Origin of the sequence: Ensifer sp. B1-9, from assembly GCF_050474445.1 — a bacterium.
Taxonomy (GTDB): Bacteria; Pseudomonadota; Alphaproteobacteria; order Rhizobiales; family Rhizobiaceae; genus Ensifer.
In genome coordinates, this window is sequence record NZ_JBCHVG010000001.1 from 233,380 (window position 1) to 256,438 (window position 23,059).

A 23,059-nucleotide genomic window follows, 5' to 3' on the forward strand; every position below is an offset into this window, starting at 1 on the left:
CGAATTATGCGGCAAATCAGAGTGCCAGGGCGCGAGCCACTGGCGCTCAAGAGACGTGCGGCGCAAGCGCGCCGATGAACTGAATGGGAATGTAGGCACGGTGCTTTCGCGAATTCTGCTTGCCGTCGGTGGACTTGTGGTCGTTGCGCTCTTCGCGGCGCTGATCGCCCCGTGGTTCATTGACTGGACGGATTTTCGCAAGGAGTTCGAGCGCGAGGCGAGCCGCATCATGGGCAAGCCAGTGGTCGTACATGGCAGCGTCGATGCGCGGCTGATCCCGTTCCCGACCGTAACGCTCAATGATGTGCGTGTCGGTGCCAGCGAAGACGGTGAGCCGCTGATCCAGGTGGCACAGTTTTCCATGAGCGCGGAACTGGCGCCGTTCCTGAGCGGCGAGGCGCTGATCTTCGACATGCGGCTGGACCGGCCGAAGGCCAAGGTGCGGCTGCTGCCTGACGGTACGCTCGACTGGGCGCGCGGTCGCCGCACTTCGATCCCGGCCAAGACCGTCGTGCTTGAAAACGTCGAGATCACCAATGGCCAGATCGAGTTCATCGATGAGCAGACCGGCCGCACCCGCCGCGTGAGCGGGCTTGCAGCCGACGTTTCCGCCCGTTCGCTCGCCGGTCCGTGGAAAGTGGAGGGGCGGGCGGCGCTCGACGGCGAAGCCGGCAGCTTCTCCTTCACCAGCAACGAAGTGGACGCAGCCGGTGCGCTCAGCCTCAAGGCGCGGGTAACGCCCGACAAGCGCCCCTTCGGCGTGGAGACCGACGGCGCATTGAAGATCGTCGATTTCAAGCCGGTTTACAGCGGCCGCTTCACCCTGACGGAAAACCGGCAGGGCGAAGACAAGGATGACGATCGGGCACCGTTGCGCATCAACGGTGACTTCCAGCTTACCAACGAAAGCATCCGCGTTCCGGACTATCGTTTCGAGGTCGGTTCGACGGATGATCCCTATGTGGTCACCGGCGAGGCGACGCTCGATACCGGCAAGGATCAGAAGTTCCTGCTGATCGCCGACGGCCAGCAGATCGACGTCAGCCGGATCGGCCCCAATCGCAACGCCAAGACCGGCCGTGACCCGGCGATTTCCATGCGCCAGCGGCTGGAGGCGATGCTGACGATTGCGGCAGAGATTCCCATTCCGCAGGTGCCGGGCCGCGCCAGCCTGAAGCTGCCGGCGATCGTCGTCGGCGACACGACGGTTCGCGACGTGCGCATCGACGTCCAGCCCGATGGCGCGGGCTGGGTGATCGACAACGTCGTCGCGCTCCTGCCAGGCCGCACGCAGCTTGAGGCCAAGGGGCGGTTGAACCTTAAAGGCCAGCGCAGCTTCCGCGGCGACCTGCTGCTTGCCTCCAACCAGCCATCCGGTCTTGCGAACTGGTTGGCAGGCTCGGTCGACCCGGCGATCCGCAAGCTGAAGACCGCCGGCTTTTCGGCCAAGGTGAACCTCACCGATACGCTGCAGCAGTTCGAAAACCTCGAAGTGGCGGCAGGCGAGGCAAGCCTGAAGGGCCGGCTGGAACGGCAGTCCTTTGCCGCGCAGCAGCCGAACCTCTCGCTGCAGCTCAAGGGCAACCGCATCGATTTCGAAGCGCTTCAGGCACTGACCGGACTGGTGGCAGGCGACGCCTCCACCGATACGCTGCTGCAGCACGCGATCGCTGCCGATCTTTCGGCCGACGAGTTCTCCGCCTTCGGCGAAGAGGCCAAGGACGTGCAGGCCGTGCTGACGCTGAAGAACGGCCAGCTCCAGGCCGAGCGCGTGGCGATCGGCTCGCTCGCCGGCGCCCAGCTCGCTTTCTCCGGCCGGGCCAGCGGCGACCTGGAAAAGCCCGTCGTCTCGGCCAAGATGAAGCTCGCGGCCAAGAACCTGACGCCGTTCCTGGAAATGATCGGCCGGCACGCGGTCAACCATCCGGCGCTCAGGCAGCTGATCAAGGCCGGCCCCTATTACAGCGACGCGGCTTTCGACGTGACGCTGACGGCCGGCAACAAGGAAGGCAATGCGCCGGCGACCTTCGGCATCTTTGGAACGGCGAACGGCACCAAGATCGCCGCCAGCTACCAGGCGCCGGACATGGCGCAGGCGCTGACCGGCAAGGCGATCCTGCTGGAAGCGACGCTCGAAAACCCGGAAACCCGCCTGCTTCTCGGCCAGACCGGTTTCGATCCCTTGCCCTTCGATGCGGACGCCAACGGCATTCTCTCGGTCAAGCTGCAAAGCACCGATGGTTCGAAGGCGAACGGCACGGTGACCTTCACCACCGAGAAGTCGTCGCTGGCAGCCAAGGGCAATGTCGATCTTTCACGCGACCACTTCCTCGAAGGCCAGGCGAAGATCACGCTCCAGACCCAGGACATCGAGCCCTATCTGCTCCTGCAGGGCGTGGCGCTGCCGCAGATGGGCAGCGGCCTGCCGCTGACGATCTCGGCCGATGTCGCGGCAAGTCCGGAGGCGATCGCGCTGACGGCGGTCGAGGGCAAGGCGGACAACAACGGCTTTACCGGCACCTTGACCGTGGACCGCAAGGCACCTGGTGCTGCCACCGGTCAGCTCACCGTCGACACGCTCGACCTCGCCTGGCTGGGCGAGGGCATCCTGGGCCCGGTCGAGGATGCGAACGGCGCGTTCTCGAAGAGCGCCCTGGCGCAGCCGGCCTGGACCGGTCTCAACGTCGCGCTCGACGTGCAGGCGGGAAAATTCTGGCCGGGCGTCTATGGCGCGGTCACCAGCTTTGCCGGCAAGATGGAATGGAAGGGCGACGAGATTTCCCTGACCGATGCCACCGGCGACTGGCTGGGCGGCAAGCTCGCCGGGCGTGTGCAGGTCGGGAACGCCAACGGCTCCGGCTTCCTGCGCTCGCGCCTGGACGTCAAGGGCGGTGACCTGACGCAGGCCGGCTGGACCCGTGCCGGTGCCCCGGTGGCGACCGGGACGTTCGATCTCTCCGTTGCGCTGGAAGCATCCGGCGCAACGGCGGAGGCGATGGCGCATTCGGCCAGCGGCTCCGGTACGGCAACCTTCAACGGCCTGACGCTGAACGGCATCAACAGTGCGGCCCTGCCGCAATTGATTGCCGCCGCCGATGGCCAGAAGACGCAGATTTCGGCCGATAGCATCCGCAGCGCGGCGGAAGCGGCCGTGTTCTCCGGTCAATCCGTGGTCGGCGTCGTCAAGGCTCCCTTCAGCGTTGCCGGCGGCGTGCTGAGGGTGCAGAACGTCACGGCCGGGGATGGCAATGCCGCCTTCATGGGCGGAGCTGCGCTCGACCTTGCGGCCGGCCGGATCGATGGCGGCATCGACCTGACCTTCCGCCCCGGCGAGGAGGCGCTTGCCGGTGCCGAGCCGCGCGTGCGGATCGGCTATGCCGGCCTCATCGAGGCGCCGGGCGTCAGCCTCGACGTTGCCGATCTGGCCAATTTCCTGTCGCTGCGCGCCTTTGAGCGCGAGCGCCGGCGGGTCGAGATCCTGCAGGCGAACGTGCTGGAGAAGCAGCGGCTGCGCCGTGAAGTGGCGCTTTACAAGGCGAAGGCGGAAGCACGCGACCTCGAACGGCGACGGGCCATTGCCGAAGAACGCCGGCGTGCCGCGGGGGCTGCGGAAGCAGCCCGTGTCAAAGCCGAAGTGGAAGCGCGCGCCGCGGCTGAGCGAAAGGCCGAAGCCGAACGGCAGGCCGAAGCGGCACGCCGGGCGCAACAGGCGCCGTCGGGCATGCGCGGTGCCGGCGGGGAGCAGCAACCGATCGCGCCGCAAGGCGGGCCCGACGATGCCCGAGACGGTGGCACCGGGCGGCCAGCCGGCCAGAAGCTGAACTTCGAAGTGCTGCCCGACATCACGGTGCAATAACCGGCGCTCAAATCCGAACCGATCCGCGCGCCTCGGCAGCGCCTTTCGCGCTCTGCGCCCGCGGCAGTCGGGCGTGGGGGGCGAGCCTGACAGGTGCGGCAAGCGGTTCTGTAGCGCGCGACGCTTCAGATTCGCTCCTTGCCCTTTGTTTGATGTTTTGCCGGTCGCTATTGCAAAAGCGCTGCGTACGTTTGCGCGACCTGCGTCAGGCGGATTAGGCCGCGACGTCGTGTTCCTCGCGTGCCGCTGTCCAGACTTCCCGCGCTGCGTCCAGATTCATCAGAGCGATCCCCAGGCCAACGATCAAATCCGGCCAAGCTGACCGCCACAGATAAGCTGTCGCCAGACCCGCGCCGATGATGGCGACGTTGGCGGAAGCATCGTTGCGGGCAGACAGGAACGCAGCCCGTGTGAGGCTGCCGCTCGTATGACGGTAGGCGACGAGAAGGTATGCGCAGAACAGGTTGACCAGGAGAGCCCCAAAGCCAGTGAAGGATAGGGCAAAGGGCTCAGGCGGGATTGGATCCGTGAACTTTGCCCAGGCCGTCCATAAAAAAGCCAGCGCAGGGACAAGCAGAATGAATGCCATCGCCCTGCCGACCCGGGCGCGGCTCCGCGCCGTCCATGCCAGCGCAAAGAAAATCAGAAGATTCACCGATGCATCTTCGAGGAAGTCTACGCTGTCGGCCAAGAGCGACACCGAACCGATGGCAAGCGCAATGACGTATTCAACCGCAAAGTAACCTAGGTTCAGCAGGGCGACGAAAAGCACGACGCGGCGGAGATTGTTGTCCACTCAAGGGTTCCTTAGCTGACCAGATGTACCATCGGCAGATTGCGGCCTTGCGCCGGAGATCGTCAATACTTCCGGATTTCGCTGGGGATTAAGGCCCTCGCAGCGGCGATTTCGACAAGTTTAACGATTTCTGAAGCCATTTTTCTACGTTTTGTCGCTAAATTAGCAACATGTTTTGGAGCGCAGGGAGGGGCGCGGCCAAATGGTCGCTTCTAGCTCCAACTCATTGGAATCGATGACGTCTCTTGCTTTGGAGCGATGTGGCTCCGAAGTCGTCGTGATCTGTTGAGGGGCAACGAAGCAAGATGCTAAGCAAACTGAAGAACAAGCTCGTCCGCATGCTCGAGGACGAAAGCGGCAACTTTGCCGTGATGACAGCCCTGGTGATGATACCGCTGTTTACGGCTGCTTCCGTCGCCATCAATCTCGCCCGCATCAATCTCGAGTCGGCCAAGATGCAGGATGCGCTCGATGCGGCCGCCTTCTCCGCGGTCAAGTCCTATGGAGAAGGGGACAATGAAGCCCAGGCGAAAGACCTGGCGAACAACACCTTCTTTGCCAATTTCGGCATGCCGGAGATCGTCGACGAGATCGGGTCGGGGGGAAGTTCGGCACCGGTCGCGACACAGGCAATCAAGGTCGCTTTCGGCACGGCTGGCGTGGAGAGCACTGCGACGGCCACCTATGAGCTCAAATACGCTCCGCTCTTCTGGGGCCTTCAGCCCTATACGATCGACCGCGCAAGCGTCGCGGCGCGCATGCCGGGAAGGGAAGCGTGCATCCTAGCGCTTCATCCGACCGCAACCCGGGCGTTCGAAGTGAGCGGCAGTGCCAGCGTCGATACGTCCGGCTGTACCATCACGTCGAATTCGAGCGATGCCCAGTCGATTTATCTCAGTGGTTCGGCCAGCTTGAAGGCGGAGTGTCTTTACGCGACCGGCAAGGTATCGGCGACGCTGGCCCATCTGCAGCTCGCCTGCGGCAAGGCGGTGGAGAATGTTCCGCCGATCCCGGATCCGTTCCGGTTCAAGAAAATGCCGACGACCGGGAGCTGGGTGAGCCTCGCCGGATGCGGACAGAACTTCGTGGCCGGCGGTGGCGGCAATGGCGACTGCAACGGCACGAGCAAAACGCCGAACAACCCACCCGTCGGCTATACTGTCGAACTGAAGCCCGGCACCTATGGCGGTCTGGAGATCAAGGGCAAGGTTCTGTTGCGGCCGGGCTCCTACATTATCGACGGCGGTGTCCTGAAACTTGCCAGCCAATCGGTGCTCACGGGTGCGGGCGTCACCTTCTTCCTGATGAACGGCGCCCAGCTCGACATTCACGGCGGTTCGACCTTCAACATCACGCCATCCCTGACGGGGGACTGGGCAGGCTTCTCGATCGTCGCCGCCAGGAACAATACGGCGACCGCGACGATCAACGGCAACAGCGCCTCGTCGCTTGCTGGCATCATCTACATGCCGGCATCACGCGAGATCCAGTATGCCGGCAGTGGCTCCACCGGCGGCGAATGCGTGCGCATCGTCGCGCAGGAGATCACCATGATCGGCAACAGCAGCTTCAAGCTGGACTGCAAGGCGACGCTGGCGAACAACACCATCAACAATCCCGGTGCAATTCGTCTGGTCAGATAGGCTGCGACCAATCTACAGCGCCGCGCGTCTTATCAGACGCGCAAAGGTGGCTGTAGCACTTTGATTTACTGCATATCTTCGTCCTTAAATCGAGGTCGATTTAAGGCGACATGGAGTAGCCGCACAACATTAAACCCGGTTGCATGGCAACCGGGTTCTTTTTATGCGCGAAGGCTCAAGCCGTTTCAGAAGCGTATGGCAAGGCCGAGGATCGGGCCCTGTTGCACCACATCGAAGATAAAGCCGTCATTGTCGTAGTCGACGCCGAGTGCACGGTAGCCGGCAATCGCCGAGATCGTGTCGTTGAAGCGGTAGCCGAGGCCGAGGGCCACATCCCAATCGATGTCGGCACCGCCGCCGCCGACGAGGCCCCAGCCGGTCAGGTAGATTTCCGGCGTCAGATAGTAGGCGCCGCGCAGGCCCACCATGCCGTCGACCCAGGTCTTGCCGTCGTCGCGGCTGACGCCGTCAAGCGGACCGCCATGGAAGGAGATGGTGGTATCGACCGACCAGACCTTCACGCCGCCGACCACGTCCAGGTTTGATTGCTGATCCTGGAACACCGTGTAGCCGACGGCGACGAGGCCGGCGAAGGTCTCCGAGTCGACATCCACCGTGTCGGTGAAAATTCCGCGCGCCTTCCCGTCGCCGGAGAGCTTCGTGTAGGCCAGATCGGTAAAGATGCTGAAGCGATCGTTCCGCGCTTCGCCGATCGCCATGGCGGCGAAATCGAGATTGCTCCAGATGTCGCCGAAATCGGAATCGATGTGGACGGTCGGCAGGCCGAACTGCGCCGTGTCGCCGGAGAGCCCGGCAATCCAGAAATAGGGGGCGAAGGTGAATTGCCAGCCGCTCTCGGTTTCCTGGACCGGTGCCGAAGGGGTCATCAGCGGTGTGATGTCTGCTGCTTTGGCCGGTAGAAAGGGCACCAGGCTCAGGCAGGCCGCAAGGCCCAGTCGCGTAGAGATACTCATGAAACGCCTCCCCCTATGAGACGGCAGCACAAGCCGTCTCCCTATGGGACATTTTTATGTAAGCCTGTCCGAAAACAACTGAATTCGATCGACGATGGGGGGCGCGAAGGGCAAAACCGGCCGGGTTGTTGCAAGGCGCACACAATCAGCCCGTGCGGGTGACCATTTTTTCGCCGTCAGGTCCCGTCGGGCGAGGGCGCCTGGATCTTCGCCTTCAACCATTCGAGCACATAGACACGCAGAGCCGAGGAAAGATTGCTGTCGGGGCCGCGCTGGTCGTCGATCTCGGCGATGAGCTGGGCAAGCGGCATCGCCCTTGCCACGGCGATTTCCTTCAGCTCCTGCCAGAAGGCATCCTCGAGCGAGAAGCTGGTGCGGTGGCCGTGCAGGGTCGCGGAGTGCTTACGGATCATCGTCCGGTCTCTGGATCAATATGACTTTGGGGCGGCTTGGGCGCACCCCCTATAAGTTGGAGCAGGATGCCGGCGAAAAGCCGCCACACGCGGCGCTCCCAAATCGATTCGGTTAAAGCGCATCGCGATTCGCGCCTTGCGCTTCAAGTTTTGATATTTCGCATGTCGTTATCGCAAGACCGCCGCACGCTTTGCGCGACATGCTTCCGTTGGCATTTCGATTCGGAAAGTGGCCGCAACTCCTTGCTCCGGAATCGTTTTCTTCGGGGAGGGCGGCTCAGTCCTGGCCGTCGCCGCCTTCGTCCTTGGCCGGCCGTTCCAGGCGGCCCTGGTCGAGGCGGGTCTCCGCCTTGTCGTTCAGCGCTTTTGTCAGGGATTTTTCGGCCTTGTTGCGGCCGAAGGAGATGCGGTTCTGTTCGGCCTGCTTTTCCTTTTCCGTGCGCTCACGGCGCTTGCGGAACTGGCGCAGATTGACGACGTCGCCGGTCATGACCCGAGGCTCCATCAGCGCCGCGCGTCTTGCACGCGCAAAGGTCGCTGTCGCACTTTGACTGGCTGCATGTTCCGTCCTTCAGCCGACTGCGATCAAAGGAAACATGCAGTCGGTGGTGATCAGTTCTTCTTGCGGAAGGAATCGAGCGAAACGACCGAGCCGCCGCCGTTTTTCGGTTCGGTCGGCTTGTCATCCTTGGCCGTGGCCTCGCCGTTTTCCTCCGGGACCGGATAGGCGGTGATTTCGGCCGATTCCACTTCCTCCTCCTCGCCGGCGGCGACATCGAACTCCAGCTCGAAATTGACCGAGGGGTCGTAGAAGCCGCGGATGGCGTTGAACGGGATGACCAGCCGTTCCGGCGTATCGGAGAAGGAAAGCCCGATCTCGAAGCCGGTTTCGGTTACCTTCAGTTCCCAGAACTGATGCTGGACCACGATGGTCATCTGCTCGGGATATTTCGCCTTGAGGTGCTGCGAGATACGCACGCCCGGCGCGCCGGTCAGGAAGGTGATGAAGAAGTGGTGTTCGCCGGGCAGATGGCCTGTCGTGGCGACCTCGGTCAGGACCTTGCGGATGACGCTGCGCAGCGCGTCCTGTGCCAGAATGTCGTAGCGGATGTGGTCCTGGCCCATGAGTGTCCCGTCTTTCCTCGAACTCAATCTTACTGCTTTTCCGTCGGCTATCCGCCGTCGACTTTTCATTGCCCATCCACAAGGAACGAGTCAATTATTTGAGCATCTATAGACCATTTCGAGCCGGGGGAGAAGGTGAAGGCTTCTGTTGCCAGGTGCCTTCGGACCCCGCCTTACGGTGCTACCCGGAAGGGCTTGATTTGAAGTGCCGCACCGCCGTTAGGCAGCGAGACGTGCTTCAGCATAGTTGTCGTTTGCAACTATAAGTTTAGCCCGATAACGGTGGTACAATGCCGAGCAAAAAGTCGATCTTTACGCCCTTGTCGATCCTATTTCGCCCCCATCAAAAGCCGATCCTCGGGAGATCGGTTTTTGGTGGAGGCGCCGGGTACCGCCCCCGGGTCCAATGGGTTTATTTCATCGCCCGTTTATTGCCATAGCCGCCCGAAGACGGCACCGTTCATATAGGTCTTTCCGGCCTCCAAGAAAAGGGGGATGTGTCGGATATATGACTTTGTCCCGGACTGCCCGGCGCCGAACTGCCTTGACTTGACCGACAGCCATGAAAAACTCCCGCTGCTGCATGCGGCCCGCGAGATCCCGGCCGCAGTTTCGCGAAACGAAGCAACCTGGAGGCCTCATGACGGACTACCTCGCAGATGTGCTGAAATACGACAGCGGTGCCGACGAGGCGATCGTGAACAAGATCGTGCGCCACCTTGGCATTGCCCTTCGCAACAAGGATTCTTCGCTCGTTTCGGCGACGGACCCGAAGGAGCTCGAACGGGTCAAGGAAAAATGGTGCGAGAAGAAGCTCGGCATCAGCGGCGCCGACGCGGACAAGGCGATCGACGCCACCGTCAAGGCGATGTCCGCCGATCGCTCCAAGTCGCGCGTCACCTTCTATTACCTGGTGGCGAAGAACCTCGGGAAGCTGCAGGCTCTGTAACTCACCTTGGCTTCGGGCCGACCAGACCCCAAACCATAGATGTGATCGCTTCCGATCGTTGGAGCGGGATACGGGCGGGCCACGCGCACGTTTCCTCATCCCGCTTCAGGGAATGGCCGAATTATCCGGGATAATCAGCCGGAGGTCATTGGTTCGCCGCCGGCTTCGTCCTAAATTTGGGGCATTACGAATCGGCGGCGCCAGACCATGCAGCAATATCTCGACCTTCTCGATCATGTGATGACCAACGGAACCGACCGGGGCGACCGGACGGGAACGGGCACGCGCTCGGTCTTCGGCCACCAGATGCGCTTCGATCTCGCCGAGGGCTTCCCTGTGCTGACCACCAAGAAGCTGCATCTGCGCTCGATCATCCATGAGCTGCTCTGGTTCCTGAAGGGCGATACCAATATCGCCTACCTCAAGGAAAACGGCGTCACCATCTGGGACGAATGGGCCGACGAAAACGGCGACCTCGGCCCGGTCTATGGCTACCAGTGGCGCTCCTGGCCGGCGCCGGATGGACGCCATATCGACCAGATCGCCGGGCTCGTCGAAAGCCTCAAGACCAATCCGAATTCGCGCCGTCACATCGTTTCGGCCTGGAACCCGGCATTGGTGGACGAGATGGCGCTGCCGCCCTGCCATTGCCTGTTCCAGTTCTACGTGGCGGATGGCAAGCTTTCCTGCCAGCTCTACCAGCGCTCCGCCGATATCTTCCTGGGCGTGCCCTTCAACATCGCCTCCTACGCGCTTTTGACGATGATGGTGGCGCAGGTGACCGGCCTCAAGCCAGGCGATTTCGTCCACACGCTCGGCGACGCGCACATCTATCACAACCATTTCGAACAGGCCCGGCTGCAGCTCACCCGCACGCCGAAGGCGCTGCCGCGGATGGAGATCAATCCTGACGTGAAGGACCTGTTTTCTTTCCGCTTCGAAGACTTTACGCTCGTCGGCTACGAAGCTGATTCAACGATCAAGGCGCCGATCGCGGTCTAAGGCAGCCGAGCACGACGGTCCCGTGTCCGCGCCGGATATGATGTCTGGCCTGTGTTGCGCGGCGGGTACCGGGGCGGCCGTGAAGCCTGTCGGTCATGGCCGCGGCGAAGAGGCGCGGGGAGGGCTCGCCCTTGAGGGAGGTATGATGCTCACACTGATCCATGCGCCCCTGTCGCGGTCGTCGCGCATCGTCTGGCTGCTCGAGGAACTGGGCGCCGAATACGAGATCCGTTACGTCTCGATCCGCCGCTGGGATGGCTCCGGCGCGCCCGACGACAACAATCCGCATCCGCACAAGCAGGTGCCGGCGCTGCTGCACAACGGCGCGGTGATCTGGGAGTCGGCGGCGGTCGTGCAATATCTCACCGATCTCTATCCCGATTGCAGCCTCGGCCGCCCGCCGGGCCACAAGGATCGCGGCGCCTATCTTTCCTGGCTTGCCTATTATGCCGGCGTGATCGAGCCGACGGCGCTCGCCCATATTTCCGGCGCCGCCATCAACAATCCGGCCCAGGCACGGCTCTACAACGACATGTGCGCGCACGTGATCGATGTGCTCACCCGCCAGACCTATCTGCTCGGCGAGACGATGAGCGCGGCCGATCTGCTCTTGGCAAGCGCGCTGCAGTGGATGCGCAAGATCCTGCCGGAGAGCACGGTGGTCGACCGCTACATACGCGTGGTGACCGACCGGGCGGCCTATGACCGGGCACGGGAAATCGACAGCAAACCGAACGGATTCCATGACTGAGACGAAGAGCACACATCTGAAGATATCGATCGTCGTGGCGGTTGCCGCCAACGGCGTCATCGGCCGCGACGGCGATCTGCCCTGGCGGCTTTCGACCGATCTCAAGCGCTTCAAGGCGCTGACGATGGGCAAGCCCGTGATCATGGGGCGCAAGACCTGGGCTTCCCTGGGGCGGCCGCTGCCGGGCCGCGCCAATATCGTCATCACCCGCAACGCGGATTTTGTCGCGGAAGGCGCTGATGTCGTGCCGTCGCTCGAGGCTGCGATCGCGCTCGCGAAGCGTGAGGCTCAGGCGACGGGGGCCGACGAGATCTGCGTGATTGGCGGCGGAGAGATCTATCGCCAGTCGATCGGCGTGGCCGATATCCTGCATGTGACCGAGGTCCAGGCGACGGTGGAGGGCGACGCGCGCTTCCCGGACATCGATCCTGAGGCCTTCGAGAAGGTGTTCGAGGAAGACCTGCCGCAGGGCGAAAAGGATAGCCACGCCATGCATTTCGTCACCTTTCGGCGGCGTGCGACAGCCTGACGCGCCGGATCGTCAACTATTTTGAACCATTTACGGTGAACTCGGTCCTATCGCGTTGAAAGCGGTGCGGGTGATACCTATAACGGTTTGACATCGTAGACGACCGTGCGGTGGCGCGGCCGTTTGGCGTGGGAAGTTTCAATAGAGAGGTTTTGATGCCCTGGAGCAATCAGAATGGCGGCGGCGGCCCGTGGGGCGGCGGCGGCGGCAATCAGGGGCCATGGGGCCAGGGGCCAAACCGGCCGCGCGGCAAGGGCGGCCCGCCGGATCTGGAAGAGATCATTCGCCGCGGCCAGGACCAGCTTAAGAACGTCGTTCCCGGCGGCTTCAACGGCGGCGTCTTTGCCATTGTCGGCCTGCTGATCGTCGGCTTCATCCTGATCAACTCGATCTACACCGTCCAGCCGGACGAGCGCGGCGTCGAGATGCGCTTCGGCAAGCCGAAGGACGAAATCTCGATGCCCGGGCTTCACTACCACTTCTGGCCGTTTGAGACCGTCGAGTTCGTGAAGATCACCGAGCAGCAGCAGAACATCGGCGGACGCAGCAGCGGCCAGTCGAATTCCGGCCTGATGCTGACCGGCGACCAGAACATCGTCAACGTGCAGTTCTCGGTGCTGTTCTCGGTCACCGACCCGAAGGCCTATCTGTTCAATGTCGAAAATCCGTCCGACACGCTGCAGCGGGTGGCCGAAAGCGCCATGCGCGAAGTGGTCGGCCGCCGTCCGGCACAGGACATCTTCCGTGACAACCGTCAGGCGATCGCTGCCGACGTGAAGAGCACGATCCAGGCGACGATGGACACTTACGGTGCCGGCGTTTCCGTCAACACGGTCGCGATCGAGGACGCAGCGCCGCCGCGTGAAGTGGCGGACGCGTTCGACGAAGTGCAGCGCGCCGAGCAGGACGAAGACCGCTTCGTCGAAGAAGCCAACCAGTATGCCAACCAGGTGCTCGGCAAGGCCCGCGGTCAGGGCGCGCAGATTCGCGAAGAGGCGGCCGCCTACAAGGACCGCGTCGTCAAGGAAGCACAGGGTGAGGCGCAGCGCTTCATCTCGGTTTACGACGAATATTCCAAGGCGCCCGACGTGACCCGCAAGCGCCTCTATCTCGAAACGATGCAGGGTGTTCTCGGCAAGTCGAAGAAGGTGATCCTCGACGAGAAGAACGGGCAGGGCGTTCTGCCCTATCTGCCGCTGAATGAAATCGGCCGGCCCGTCCAGTCGGGAGCCGCCGCAGCAGCATCGGGAGCAGCCCAGTGATCAACAATCGTACCTCCGTCATCCTGATCCTGCTCGCCGTCGTCTTTGTCGGCATCTATTCCTCGGTCTTCGTCGTCAACGAGCGCCAGCAGGCGATCGTCGTTCGCTTCGGTCAGATCAAGGACGTCAAGACCCAGCCGGGCCTCTACTTCAAGCTGCCCTTCGCCTTCATGGACGCCGACCGTGTCCAGTATGTCGAAGACCAGGCGCTGCGCTTCGACCTCGACAACATCCGTGTCCAGGTTTCGGGCGGCAAGTTCTATGAAGTCGACGCCTTCGTCGTCTACAAGATCGCCGATCCCCGCCGCTTCCGCGAAACCGTTTCGGGTGATCGCGATTCGGCGGAATCGCGTCTCAGGACCCGTCTCGATGCATCGCTGCGTCGCGTCTACGGTCTGCGTGGCTTCGAGGCGGCGCTCTCCGACGAGCGCGCGTCGATGATGCGTGAAGTTCGCGCCGACCTCAAAGGCGACGCCGAGTCGCTCGGCCTCAACATCGAGGACGTCCGTATCCGCCGCACCGACCTGACGCAGGAAGTCTCGCAGCAGACCTACGACCGCATGAAGGCCGAGCGTCTGGCGGAAGCGGAACTGATCCGCGCCCGCGGTAACGAAGAGGGCCAGCGCCGCCGCGCCATCGCCGACCGTCAGGTCGTCGAGATCGTCGCCGACGCCCAGCGCGATTCGGAAATCCTGCGCGGCGAGGGCGAAGCCGAACGGACGAAGACCTTTGCCGACGCCTTTGCGCGCGATCCGAAGTTCTTCGAATTCTACCGCTCGATGTCGGCCTATACCCAGTCGATCGGCAGCGCGGACACGACGCTGGTGCTGTCGCCGCATTCGGAATTCTTCCGTTTCTTCAACAATTCCGAAGGCACGGCTCCGGCTGCCGCGGCGCCGCAACCAACCACCGGGAACTAGGCGAGCGATGTCGGATTTCCTGACGGGAATCGCGTTCTTCCTGATCATCGAGGGGCTGGTGTACGCACTGGCCCCTTTGGTTTTGGTGGAAATGGCGAAGCGTTTGCCGTATGTCCCCGAACATCAGCTTCGACTGGCGGGGGTCGTTTCCGTGGCTGCCGGGGTCGGACTTGTATGGTTGCTTCGAGGATAATGCGAAATGCCACATAAACTGCTGATCCGGCTGGTCGATGCCGAATACGCCATCACCCGCCTCAATATCGGCTCCAGCATACCGGAATGGTTGCCGGGGCCAGGCTTCTGGACCATTTCGAGCTCGCGCGAAGAGATGACGCTGGTCTGCCGTGCCGCTCGCGTGCCGTCCAGCGTCCAGAGTTCGCTCGGCTGGCGCTGCTTCCGTGTCGAACAGCATTTTGCCTTCGATGTACCCGGCGTGTTGTCGTCCGTGCTCCGGCCGCTTTCGGCCGCCGGCGTCGGCGTCTTCGCCAACTCGACCTTCAGCACCGACTATGTCTTTGTTGCCGGTTCCGATCTCGACAAGGCGGTCCAGGCCTTGAAGGACCACGGGCACGACCTGACGACCTGACGCGTCGCGCCCCTTCCAAGAACGCGCAACCGGTATCTCTTGACCTCCAGCAGTCCTCTGCGCGGGGATCAGGAAATCGTGTTTGGACGCTTCGGAATTCCGCCTTATCTTCTGGTATGGTCGGATGTCGAGCGGTCTGCGGATTGCATCGACGGTTCCTGCTGCATAAACGCTGTTGCCGGTTCCGGTTGACGCAAGATTATGCGAAGAATCAAAGTCCTATGGCGCCTCAACGCCGTAGGCCAGAGCGGGACGAGAAACGGTGCATGCGGTTTTCCGCCCCGGATCCCGCTCTAATTTATGACAAACGATCACGCTATGATCTTGGGCCGGTTGGACCTCAGATCATCGGGATCCAGGAGAGGTGGCGGCCAGGAGAACCGGTCGACCATCGCGCATCGAGAGGAGCCTAAGCGACTTGTCCACGCGAACGAAATCCCGAGCTTACTCGCTTGGCACCTCCTTGGGCATTCTGGCGCTCGCAGGCGCGCTTGCCTTCAGCAATACGGCGCTCGCGCAGAACGCGGCCATCCGCCCGCCGACGAACGGTCCCGCTTCCGTTGCCGATCTCGCGGCCGGCCTGCTCGACGCGGTCGTCAATATCTCGACCTCGCAGAAGGTCAAGAACGACGACGATGCGCCGGCGCCGCAGGTGCCGGAGGGTTCGCCCTATCAGCCCTATTTCGATGAATTCTTCAAAGGGCAGGGCGGCCAGGGCGGTAACCGCCAGCGCACGGTCGATTCCCTTGGCTCCGGCTTCGTCATCGACCCGACCGGCTTCATCGTCACCAACAACCACGTGATCGAAGGCGCCGACGATATCGAGATCAACTTTGCCAATGGCAGCAAGCTGAAGGCGAAGCTCGTCGGCAAGGATACCAAGACCGACCTGGCCGTGCTGAAGGTTGAGCCGAAAGCGCCCCTGAAGGCGGTGCCCTTCGGCGATTCGCGCAAGATGCGCATCGGCGACTGGGTGATGGCGATCGGCAATCCGTTCGGGCTCGGCGGTTCGGTTTCCGTCGGCATCATTTCGGCGCGCGGCCGCAACATCAATGCCGGCCCCTATGACAACTTCATCCAGACGGACGCGGCAATCAACCGCGGCAATTCCGGCGGGCCGCTCTTCAACATGGCCGGCGAAGTGATCGGCATCAACACCGCGATCATCTCGCCCTCCGGCGGCTCGATCGGCATCGGTTTCTCGGTGCCGACGGAGCTGGCCGCCAATGTCGTGCTGCAGCTCAAGGATTTCGGCGAGACCCGGCGCGGCTGGCTCGGCGTCCGTATCCAGCCGGTGACCGACGATATCGCCGAGACCCTGAAGATGGCGACGCCACATGGCGCGCTTGTCTCCGGCATCATCGAGGGCGGGCCGATTGCGCATGGGGAGATCAAGGCCGGCGACGTCATCGTCAAGTTCGATGGCCGCGACGTCACCGAAATGCGCGACCTGCCGCGTGCCGTTGCCGAAAGCCCCGTCGGCAAGGCGGTCGATGTGGTGGTGGTGCGTGACGGCAAGGAGCAGACGGTCAAGGTCACCCTCGGCCGCCTCGAGGACGGCGGTGAACTTGCAAGCGCGCCGGCGGCGACGACCGGCGACGAGACGCAGAAGCCGGACAAGCCCGAAGCGGCTCCGCTGCCGGCGACCGACGTCGTGCTCGGCATGAAGCTTGCGACGCTGAACGAAGAGACGCGCAAGAAATACGGCATTGCCGAGGACGTGGATGGCGTTGTCATTACCGAGGTCTCGCCGAATTCGGCGGCGGCGGAACGGCGCGTCGAGCCGGGCGACGTCATCGTCGAGGTCGGGCAGGAGGCGATGGACTCGCCTGACGACGTTGCCCAACGGGTCGAGGAGCTGAAATCGGACGGCCGGCGCAATGCGCTGCTGATGCTCTCCAGCAAGACGGGCGAACTGCGCTTCGTCACGGTGCGGGTGGAGTAGGCTCCATCATGATGTGCGGCTGCGGCATCTGTTCGGTGCCGCGGCGCGGCTCCCGGGCGAGGGCGATTGCAGAGTCTTTTCAGATCGATCGCGGCGCAGGCTGACAGATCGAATCCGCTTCCTCAGATTTTGATTCAAGCGCGGTCTCGGGTGCCGCGGAGCTGAAACTGGGGTGAATTCACACCCCAGCCTCATGAAGGCTTAGCGCTACAGCACGCAACGGAATGCGCTCATTTCCCTCCGGCCTCCTGCAGCTTTGCGAGCACCTGGTCGAGCGAGAAGCTGCCCGGTTTCTGTCTCGGCGGGAAGCCGACATAGGTTTTCAGATGCTCGGCCACGAGCGCCTGCGCAGGCACGAGGAGGTACGTGCGATCCACACGCCACCGCTCGTACTCGCCGGAGTCGTGATCGGCCATCTCGAAAGGATCGGCCCGGAGATCAAAGATTTTGGGAAGCCGGAGCGTTACCAGTGGATCCTGCCAGACATCCAGACCATGTGCCCGCTGCTCCATGAACACCACCTTCCACCGTTCGTAGCGCAAGGCAGCGAGATTTCCGTCATCGGTCCAGAAGAAATACTCCTTGCGGGCACCGGGCCCGGCGCCGGCCAGCAGGGTGCGCTGGTCGTAGCCATCGAGATGAACCTTGAAGGTCTTGCCAGCCGCGTCGTATCCGGTCAGCAGCTTCCGGGCGATGTCCGGCTCGCCGGCTGCCGCCACAAACGTCGGTACCCAATCCTCATGTGAGACGATCTCGTTGATCTCGGTGCCGGGCTTGACGACGCCGGGCCAGCGGATCACGCCCGGCGCCCGATAACCGCCTTCCCAGTTAGCGTTCTTCTCGCCGCGGAACGGGGTCGTGCCGCCATCGGGCCACGAGAACTCCTCCGCTCCGTTGTCGGTGGTCCACAGCACGATGGTGTTGTCGGCGATGCCGAGATCGTCGAGCTGCTTCAAGAGCCGCCCGACCATGCCGTCGTGCTCGACCATGCCGTCGGCCTCTATCCCAAGGCCGGTCTTGCCTTCAGACTCCGGCTTGAGGTGCGTGTGGATGTGCATTCGCGTCGAATTGAACCAGCAGAAGAACGGCTTGTTGGCCTTGGCGTTCTTGTCGATGAAGGCCGTTGCCGCGGCGAGGAACTCCTCGTCAACGGTTTCCATGCGTTTGCGGGTGAGTGGGCCTGTGTCCTCGATCTTCTGTTTGCCAACACGACCGAAGCGCCCGTCTTCTGTCGGGTCGTCAGTGTCGGTTGCGAAAGTGTGCAGGACTCCGCGTGGTCCGAACTTCGCCCGGAATTCGGGATTTTTCGGATAGTCGACATTTTCCGGCTCCTCCTCCGCGTTCAGGTGGTAGAGGTTGCCGAAGAACTCGTCGAAACCATGCACCGTCGGCAGGAACTCGTTGCGGTCGCCGACGTGGTTCTTGCCGAACTGGCCGGTTGCATAGCCCTGCGGCTTGAGCAATTCCGCAAGCGTCGGGTCGTTATCGGACAGCCCTTCCTTGGCGCCGGGCAGCCCGACCTTGAGCAGGCCGGTGCGGAAGCAGCTCTGCCCGGTAATGAAGGCAGCGCGACCGGCGGTGCAGGATTGCTGCGCATAGAGATCCGTGAAGATCGCGCCCTCCTTGGCGATACGGTCGATATTGGGCGTGCGATAGCCCATCATACCGCGGTTGTAGGCGCTGACGTTCCAGTAGCCGATGTCATCGCCGAAGATGACCAGGATGTTCGGCTTGCCTGCTCCTGCCGGCTGAGCCCGTGCGCTCTGTCCCGCGGGCACTGTCGCGTAGGCTGCGGTTGCCGCGGCCAGCGCGCAGCCTCCGAGCAGGACGTTGCGCCGGCTGAGGGTGACTTGGTCGTCGGGGCTCACTGCGCCGTCTCGATGGTTACTCATACCATCCTCCCGTTGCTCTAGCTCAGAACCCAAGGACCACGAAATTCGATGGCAAGCTTATTTAATGACGAGAGAGCGCCCTCTGAGTTTCGGGCGACGTTTGGGCCGAGTATTTGCGAATGTACGCTCGCGGCGAAGTAGCGAGAAGTACGTTACGGTATTTTCGGTACCACGCGCAGCGATCGTCGCACTCACAGTCGGGAGGTCTGATCGCGGTTCCTCTTTCCGCCTGCGGAGCGAGGGTGAGGGGCAGGTGTGAGGAATAACCGATATGCGTGCAGGGTCTCGGCATCAGCATTCGTCGCCCGTTGCCTTGGTATACGCGGGCCGGTTGGATCCTTTGCGCATCGGCTGGAAGGTCATCAGCCGCAGGGCGTCGAACAGGACTTCGATGATCGCAAGCATGGCTGAACCTCCTTGCTGCCTAGAGCGCCGTGCGTTCGGATGAACGCACAAGGGACGCTCCAGTATTTCACCGCACTTGCCCGCGCCCCTCAAACGAGTTTACTATCGCCTTCGAATGACTTGAGGTTATGCATGAAGCGCGGCCGCTTGCCTCTGACAGCATTGCGGAGTTTCGAGGCGGCCGGGCGGCTCGAAAGTTTCACGCTGGCTGCCGCCGAGCTTTTCGTCTCGCAGGCGGCGATCAGCCGGCAGGTGCGCGAGCTCGAGGACCTGATCGGCCGGCCGCTGTTCGAGCGGCATCACCGCAGCGTCCGCCTGACCGCCGATGGCCGCGCGCTGCTTGGCGTGTTGACGGCGGCGTTCGACATGGTGGGCGAGCGCCTCGACATGCTCTCGGGTTGGCGGCTCTCGCAGACCCTGAGGGTCAGCGCCGAGCCGTCTTTCGCCGGCTGCTGGCTGGTGCCGCATCTGCAGGAGTTCCAGGACGCGCATCCGGAGATCGATCTGATGATCGATGCGGAATCCCGGCTCGCCGAGTTTCGCAGCGGCGATGCCGACATCGCCATCCGCCACAGCTTGACCGTCGATTCATGGCCGCGGGTGGAGACGCGCCGGCTTGCCGAAGTCGAGATGATCCCGGTGATCGCGCCGGCGCTGGCGGCAGGCGGGCGGCCGCTCGAGCGACCCGAAGACCTGATGCAGTACGCGCTCTTGCATGAGGACAACCGGCAGCTCTGGGAACATTGGTTTGCAGCCGCCGGCGCCGGCCCGGTCAAGGTGGATCGCGGCGCCATCTTCGCCGATGGTTCGATGGTGCTTCAGGCGACGCTCAGGGGAAATGGCGTCGGGCTGATCGACCGCGACCACGCGCGTGACGATATCGAGACCGGCCGGCTGCTCCAGCCCTTTGATGTCTCGGTGCCCTATGGCACGTTCTTTCTCGTGGCACGGCGCTTCGAGGCGCTGTCGGAAGCGGCAAAGGCCTTTGTCACCTGGATCGAGCGGACCTATCCGGGGGCGGAGCGGAAGAGGTGAGGTCGAGTTGATGCTTGGGGCTCGGTCGAAAGGAGGCGCTTACTTGGCCGACGCCCGCCGCGCGCGCCATTCCTCGGCGCTGATCGCGTAAAGCACATGACGCACCAGTGCCGGCTGGTCGGCGGGGACGCGGGGGTGGTCGAAGTCGCGGCTTGCGTCGCGGTGCATGCCGAGCCGCTGCATCACCGCCGTCGAGCGGGTGTTTGCGGCGACGGCAAAGGAGACGACCTCGTCGAGCCCTTTTTCCTCGAAGCCGTAGCGCAGGAGGTCGGAGGCCGCTTCGGTGATGTAGCCCTGGCCCCAATAGCGGGCGGCGAGCCGCCAGCCGATCTCGACCGTGCCATTGGGAAAGTGCGGTTCCAGATCCGTCAAGGCAAGGCCGCAGAAGCCGATCGGCTGGTCGTCGGCCTTTAGCGCTACCGCGAAGAAACCCAGGCCGGTTTCGGCGATGCCGCGGCCGACACGATCGAACAGCGCGTCCGCTTCCGCGCGGCTGCGGCGGAAGGGAAAGAACGCCATGACCTTGGGATCGCTGTTGATCTCGAAGAAGAGATCGCGATCGCTGTTCTTCCAGGCCCGGATGCGCAGCCGGCCGGTCTCGCCGATGATCATCCGACGAAATCCGTCTTGCGATAACCCTGGAGATAGAGAAGGGCGGTCAGATCGCCATGGTCGATGCGAACCTTGGCCTGCTCGGCCACCACGGGCTTGGCGTGCAGTGCGACCCCGGTGCCGGCGAGCTGGATCATGCCGAGATCGTTGGCGCCATCGCCGACGGCAAGGGCTTCACCGGTCGATATGCCGAGGCGCGCGGCGATGTCGATGAGAGCATCGACCTTGGCCTGTTTTCCGAGAATGGGATTGGCGACCTCGCCGGTCAGGATGCCCGCTTCGGCAAGCAGCGTGTTGGCGCGGTTCTCGTCGAAGCCGAGCATCTCGGCGATCGGCCCGGTGAAGACGGTGAAGCCGCCGGAGACGAGCGCGGTGTAGTGGCCCTTGCTCTTCATCGTCGCGATCAGTTGCCGCCCGCCTGGCGTCAGCGTGATGCGCTTGGCGATCACCTCGTCGACGACGTTGAGCGGCAGGCCCTTCAGCAGTGCGACGCGTTCGATCAGGGCCGGCTCGAAGGCGATCTCGCCGTTCATGGCGCGGGCGGTGATGGCCGCCACCTGGTCCTTGAGGCCGACTTCGGCGGCCAGTTCGTCGATGCACTCCTGGCCGATCATGGTCGAATCCATGTCGGCGATCAGCAGTTTCTTGCGACGGCTCTCGGCGTCCTGCACGGCGACGTCGATGGCGGCGGTGCCGATTTCGGCGCGCAGCAGCGCTTCGGCCGCGTTCGCGTCGGTGCCGTCCGCAAGCGCGATGTCGCAGGCGACGCCATCGGCCAGCCAATAAAGGCCGGACGCCTTGACGGCATCGGCAGCCGCTTCCGCAAGTGCGGGCGTCAGAACAGGATTTGACGGATTGGCGATAAGCGTGGCAACGAGAGCCATGGACAATAACCTTGAAACCGAGAGCGACGCGATCCTGATAACCGGGCCGACCGCCAGCGGCAAGTCTGCGCTTGCCGTCGAGCTGGCGCGGCGCCACGGCGGCGTGGTCGTCAATGCCGACAGCATGCAGGTCTATGACACGCTGCGGCTGCTGACGGCGCGGCCCGACCAAGCGGATATGGGCGGCGTGGAGCACTGCCTCTACGGCCATGTGTCGGCGGCCGCCGCCTATTCCACCGGCGCCTGGGTGCGCGAGGCGCAAGCGCTCGTTGCCAGGCTCAAGCAGGAGGGACGGCTGCCGGTCTTCGTCGGCGGCACCGGGCTTTATTTCAAGGCGCTGACCGGTGGTCTCTCGGACATGCCCGAGATCCCCGCCGCGATCCGCGAGCGTCTGCGTGAAAGGCTGAAGGCCGAAGGGCCCGAAAGCCTTCATCGCGACCTCGAAGCCAAGGATCCGGAGACGGCGGCGACATTGAACGTCGGCGACGGCCAGCGGATCGTCCGGGCGCTCGAAGTGGTGGAGGCGACCGGCAGGCCGATCCGCTTCTTCCAGCGGCAGAACGGCCCTGTCATCGTCGATCCGGACCGGGCGGAGAAATATGTGGTGCTGCCGGAGCGCAAGCTTCTGCACGACCGCATCAACCGTCGCTTCGAACTGATGCTTGCCGGCGGCGCGATCGATGAGGTTAGGGCGCTGCTTTCGCTCGACCTGCCGCCGGAAATGCCCGTGATGAAGGCGATCGGCGTCAGCCAGATCGCGGCACTCCTTAAAGGCGAGATCGGGGAGGCCGAGGCGATCGAGGCCGGTGCCGCTGCCACGCGGCAATATGCCAAGCGCCAGATGACCTGGTTCCGCAACCAGCTCGACGAGAGCTGGCGGCGCATCGAAAGCGCTGACGCGGTGCTCCGCGCTTGATCCAGGCCTGCTGCATGTCTCCTTAAATCGATCTCGATTTAAGGACGAGGACATGCAGAAAATCGAAGTGCTACAGCGACCTGTGCGCGTCTGATAGGACGCGCGGTGCTGTAGGGCAGGCGGCAGCCAGGATGGCTCAGGCGGCGAGGTTCAACTGCCAGGACACACCGAAGCGGTCGTTGACCCAGGTAAAGCGCTGGCTGAATCCGTAATTGTCGAGCGGCATCAGCACGGCACCGCCCTCGGCCAGCATGGTCGCGAGCGTGATGATCTCGTCCTCGCTCTGGCATTCGACGAAGAAAGAGAAGGACGGGGTGAAATCGAAGGCGTGCTTGACCGGGCTGTCGATGCACCTGACCCGCTGTGCGCCGAGCCGGAAAAGTGCGACCTTGATGCTACCTTCAGGGCCTTGTTCGCCCGGGCCGTAGTGCTCGATCTCCAGGACCTCGGCATTCGGGAACAGCGAGATGTAGAAGGCCATCGCCTGCTCCGCCACGCCATCCTGAAACATCAAAAAAGGGGTAACGCTTGCGACCATGGCGGCCTCCTCACTCACTTTCGTCG

22 protein-coding genes and 1 other RNA gene are annotated in these 23,059 nt (G+C 63.2%); 13 read left to right on the plus strand and 10 right to left on the minus strand.

Translation table 11 applies throughout. The features are described 5' to 3' along the window. Positions 1-136: 136 nt before the first annotated feature. Entirely contained in the window at positions 137-3,856 is a 3,720-nt protein-coding gene (locus ACQ5BM_RS01070; RefSeq protein ID WP_429807644.1) for an AsmA-like C-terminal region-containing protein, read from the plus strand. Positions 3,857-4,070: 214 nt separating this feature from the next. Here ACQ5BM_RS01070 and ACQ5BM_RS01075 read toward each other — a convergent pair whose 3' ends face one another. Continuing rightward, on the minus strand, positions 4,071-4,652 hold the full coding sequence (locus tag ACQ5BM_RS01075; protein WP_429806664.1) for a cation transporter: 582 nt from the start codon (positions 4,650-4,652) through the stop codon (positions 4,071-4,073). Between the two features lie 305 nt (positions 4,653-4,957). Between ACQ5BM_RS01075 and ACQ5BM_RS01080 the strand changes: the two genes are divergently transcribed. Then, a complete protein-coding gene (locus tag ACQ5BM_RS01080) occupies positions 4,958-6,295 on the plus strand; it encodes a TadE/TadG family type IV pilus assembly protein (protein ID WP_429806666.1) in 1,338 nt (445 codons plus the stop codon). A 185-nt stretch (positions 6,296-6,480) separates the two neighbouring features. On the opposite strand, the gene ACQ5BM_RS01085 is transcribed toward ACQ5BM_RS01080, so the two are convergent. The 5 genes from ACQ5BM_RS01085 to ssrA all read right to left on the minus strand — a co-directional run bounded on the left by ACQ5BM_RS01085 (position 6,481) and on the right by ssrA (position 9,301). Continuing rightward, positions 6,481-7,182 (minus strand): hypothetical protein, encoded by a 702-nt coding sequence (locus tag ACQ5BM_RS01085; protein ID WP_429807647.1) that lies wholly within the window; start codon positions 7,180-7,182, stop codon positions 6,481-6,483. 263 nt (positions 7,183-7,445) lie between these two features. Continuing rightward, complete coding sequence (locus ACQ5BM_RS01090) at positions 7,446-7,682, minus strand: ribbon-helix-helix domain-containing protein (protein WP_429806667.1); 237 nt, start codon at positions 7,680-7,682, stop codon at positions 7,446-7,448. 277 nt (positions 7,683-7,959) lie between these two features. Continuing rightward, positions 7,960-8,172 (minus strand): DUF4169 family protein, encoded by a 213-nt coding sequence (locus ACQ5BM_RS01095; protein WP_429806669.1) that lies wholly within the window; start codon positions 8,170-8,172, stop codon positions 7,960-7,962. A 122-nt stretch (positions 8,173-8,294) separates the two neighbouring features. Beyond that, the gene (locus ACQ5BM_RS01100) at positions 8,295-8,807 is read right to left on the minus strand and encodes an SspB family protein (RefSeq protein WP_429806671.1); all 513 of its coding nucleotides are present in this window, start codon (positions 8,805-8,807) and stop codon (positions 8,295-8,297) included. Positions 8,808-8,941: 134 nt separating this feature from the next. Beyond that, positions 8,942-9,301, minus strand: a transfer-messenger RNA (tmRNA) gene (gene ssrA, locus ACQ5BM_RS01105). 146 nt (positions 9,302-9,447) lie between these two features. On the opposite strand from ssrA, the gene ACQ5BM_RS01110 reads away from it, so the two are divergent. The 9 genes from ACQ5BM_RS01110 to ACQ5BM_RS01150 all read left to right on the plus strand — a co-directional run bounded on the left by ACQ5BM_RS01110 (position 9,448) and on the right by ACQ5BM_RS01150 (position 16,751). Continuing rightward, positions 9,448-9,756 (plus strand): DUF2853 family protein, encoded by a 309-nt coding sequence (locus ACQ5BM_RS01110; RefSeq protein ID WP_429806673.1) that lies wholly within the window; start codon positions 9,448-9,450, stop codon positions 9,754-9,756. A 207-nt stretch (positions 9,757-9,963) separates the two neighbouring features. After that, positions 9,964-10,758, plus strand: a complete 795-nt coding sequence (locus ACQ5BM_RS01115; RefSeq protein WP_429806675.1) for a thymidylate synthase — start codon at positions 9,964-9,966, stop codon at positions 10,756-10,758. A 145-nt stretch (positions 10,759-10,903) separates the two neighbouring features. Continuing rightward, positions 10,904-11,509 (plus strand): glutathione S-transferase, encoded by a 606-nt coding sequence (locus ACQ5BM_RS01120; protein WP_429806677.1) that lies wholly within the window; start codon positions 10,904-10,906, stop codon positions 11,507-11,509. Next, positions 11,502-12,038, plus strand: coding sequence for a dihydrofolate reductase (locus ACQ5BM_RS01125; RefSeq protein WP_429806679.1), 537 nt, complete (start codon positions 11,502-11,504; stop codon positions 12,036-12,038). The genes ACQ5BM_RS01120 and ACQ5BM_RS01125 overlap by 8 nt, the downstream gene beginning before the upstream one ends. A 155-nt stretch (positions 12,039-12,193) precedes the next feature. After that, positions 12,194-13,300, plus strand: coding sequence for an FtsH protease activity modulator HflK (gene hflK / locus ACQ5BM_RS01130; RefSeq protein ID WP_429806680.1), 1,107 nt, complete (start codon positions 12,194-12,196; stop codon positions 13,298-13,300). Further along, positions 13,297-14,220, plus strand: a complete 924-nt coding sequence (hflC, locus tag ACQ5BM_RS01135; protein ID WP_429806682.1) for a protease modulator HflC — start codon at positions 13,297-13,299, stop codon at positions 14,218-14,220. Before hflK ends, hflC begins: the two co-directional genes overlap by 4 nt. A gap of 7 nt (positions 14,221-14,227) precedes the next feature. Then, on the plus strand, positions 14,228-14,413 hold the full coding sequence (locus ACQ5BM_RS01140) for a DUF2065 domain-containing protein (RefSeq protein ID WP_429806684.1): 186 nt from the start codon (positions 14,228-14,230) through the stop codon (positions 14,411-14,413). Between the two features lie 6 nt (positions 14,414-14,419). Continuing rightward, the gene (locus ACQ5BM_RS01145; protein ID WP_429806686.1) at positions 14,420-14,806 is read left to right on the plus strand and encodes an ACT domain-containing protein; all 387 of its coding nucleotides are present in this window, start codon (positions 14,420-14,422) and stop codon (positions 14,804-14,806) included. A gap of 418 nt (positions 14,807-15,224) precedes the next feature. Next, positions 15,225-16,751 carry a DegQ family serine endoprotease gene (locus tag ACQ5BM_RS01150; RefSeq protein WP_429806687.1) on the plus strand — a complete coding sequence of 509 codons (1,527 nt, stop codon included), beginning with the start codon at positions 15,225-15,227 and terminating at the stop codon, positions 16,749-16,751. Between the two features lie 230 nt (positions 16,752-16,981). On the opposite strand, the gene ACQ5BM_RS01155 is transcribed toward ACQ5BM_RS01150, so the two are convergent. After that, entirely contained in the window at positions 16,982-18,643 is a 1,662-nt protein-coding gene (locus ACQ5BM_RS01155) for an arylsulfatase (protein ID WP_429806688.1), read from the minus strand. Positions 18,644-19,180: 537 nt separating this feature from the next. Here ACQ5BM_RS01155 and ACQ5BM_RS01160 point away from each other — a divergent pair. After that, positions 19,181-20,083 carry a LysR substrate-binding domain-containing protein gene (locus tag ACQ5BM_RS01160; RefSeq protein ID WP_429806690.1) on the plus strand — a complete coding sequence of 301 codons (903 nt, stop codon included), beginning with the start codon at positions 19,181-19,183 and terminating at the stop codon, positions 20,081-20,083. Positions 20,084-20,122: 39 nt separating this feature from the next. Here the strand turns inward: ACQ5BM_RS01160 and ACQ5BM_RS01165 are convergent, their stop codons facing one another. Further along, a complete protein-coding gene (locus tag ACQ5BM_RS01165) occupies positions 20,123-20,695 on the minus strand; it encodes a GNAT family N-acetyltransferase (RefSeq protein ID WP_429806692.1) in 573 nt (190 codons plus the stop codon). Continuing rightward, positions 20,692-21,579 (minus strand): phosphoserine phosphatase SerB, encoded by an 888-nt coding sequence (serB, locus tag ACQ5BM_RS01170; protein WP_429806694.1) that lies wholly within the window; start codon positions 21,577-21,579, stop codon positions 20,692-20,694. Before serB ends, ACQ5BM_RS01165 begins: the two co-directional genes overlap by 4 nt. On the opposite strand from serB, the gene miaA reads away from it, so the two are divergent. Then, a complete protein-coding gene (gene miaA, locus ACQ5BM_RS01175) occupies positions 21,578-22,495 on the plus strand; it encodes a tRNA (adenosine(37)-N6)-dimethylallyltransferase MiaA (RefSeq protein WP_429806696.1) in 918 nt (305 codons plus the stop codon). The genes serB and miaA overlap by 2 nt on opposite strands. A 136-nt stretch (positions 22,496-22,631) precedes the next feature. On the opposite strand, the gene ACQ5BM_RS01180 is transcribed toward miaA, so the two are convergent. After that, positions 22,632-23,033, minus strand: a complete 402-nt coding sequence (locus tag ACQ5BM_RS01180) for a VOC family protein (protein WP_429806698.1) — start codon at positions 23,031-23,033, stop codon at positions 22,632-22,634. Between the last annotated feature and the right edge of the window lie 26 nt (positions 23,034-23,059).

Excerpts from the sequence above, each read along its gene's own strand:
- ACQ5BM_RS01085 (WP_429807647.1), bottom strand. The coding sequence starts at position 7,182 with ATGACCCCTTCGGCACCGGTCCAGGAAACCGAGAGCGGCTGGCAATTC.
- miaA (WP_429806696.1), top strand. The coding sequence starts at position 21,578 with ATGGACAATAACCTTGAAACCGAGAGCGACGCGATCCTGATAACCGGG.
- ACQ5BM_RS01125 (WP_429806679.1), top strand. The coding sequence starts at position 11,502 with ATGACTGAGACGAAGAGCACACATCTGAAGATATCGATCGTCGTGGCG.
- ACQ5BM_RS01100 (WP_429806671.1), bottom strand. The coding sequence starts at position 8,807 with ATGGGCCAGGACCACATCCGCTACGACATTCTGGCACAGGACGCGCTG.
- serB (WP_429806694.1), bottom strand. The coding sequence starts at position 21,579 with ATGGCTCTCGTTGCCACGCTTATCGCCAATCCGTCAAATCCTGTTCTG.
- ACQ5BM_RS01160 (WP_429806690.1), top strand. The coding sequence starts at position 19,181 with ATGAAGCGCGGCCGCTTGCCTCTGACAGCATTGCGGAGTTTCGAGGCG.
- ACQ5BM_RS01145 (WP_429806686.1), top strand. The coding sequence starts at position 14,420 with ATGCCACATAAACTGCTGATCCGGCTGGTCGATGCCGAATACGCCATC.
- ACQ5BM_RS01180 (WP_429806698.1), bottom strand. The coding sequence starts at position 23,033 with ATGGTCGCAAGCGTTACCCCTTTTTTGATGTTTCAGGATGGCGTGGCG.
- ACQ5BM_RS01115 (WP_429806675.1), top strand. The coding sequence starts at position 9,964 with ATGCAGCAATATCTCGACCTTCTCGATCATGTGATGACCAACGGAACC.
- ACQ5BM_RS01090 (WP_429806667.1), bottom strand. The coding sequence starts at position 7,682 with ATGATCCGTAAGCACTCCGCGACCCTGCACGGCCACCGCACCAGCTTC.
- ACQ5BM_RS01140 (WP_429806684.1), top strand. The coding sequence starts at position 14,228 with ATGTCGGATTTCCTGACGGGAATCGCGTTCTTCCTGATCATCGAGGGG.
- ACQ5BM_RS01120 (WP_429806677.1), top strand. The coding sequence starts at position 10,904 with ATGCTCACACTGATCCATGCGCCCCTGTCGCGGTCGTCGCGCATCGTC.
- ACQ5BM_RS01095 (WP_429806669.1), bottom strand. The coding sequence starts at position 8,172 with ATGACCGGCGACGTCGTCAATCTGCGCCAGTTCCGCAAGCGCCGTGAG.
- ACQ5BM_RS01155 (WP_429806688.1), bottom strand. The coding sequence starts at position 18,643 with ATGAGTAACCATCGAGACGGCGCAGTGAGCCCCGACGACCAAGTCACC.
- hflK (WP_429806680.1), top strand. The coding sequence starts at position 12,194 with ATGCCCTGGAGCAATCAGAATGGCGGCGGCGGCCCGTGGGGCGGCGGC.
- ACQ5BM_RS01165 (WP_429806692.1), bottom strand. The coding sequence starts at position 20,695 with ATGATCATCGGCGAGACCGGCCGGCTGCGCATCCGGGCCTGGAAGAAC.
- ACQ5BM_RS01080 (WP_429806666.1), top strand. The coding sequence starts at position 4,958 with ATGCTAAGCAAACTGAAGAACAAGCTCGTCCGCATGCTCGAGGACGAA.
- ACQ5BM_RS01110 (WP_429806673.1), top strand. The coding sequence starts at position 9,448 with ATGACGGACTACCTCGCAGATGTGCTGAAATACGACAGCGGTGCCGAC.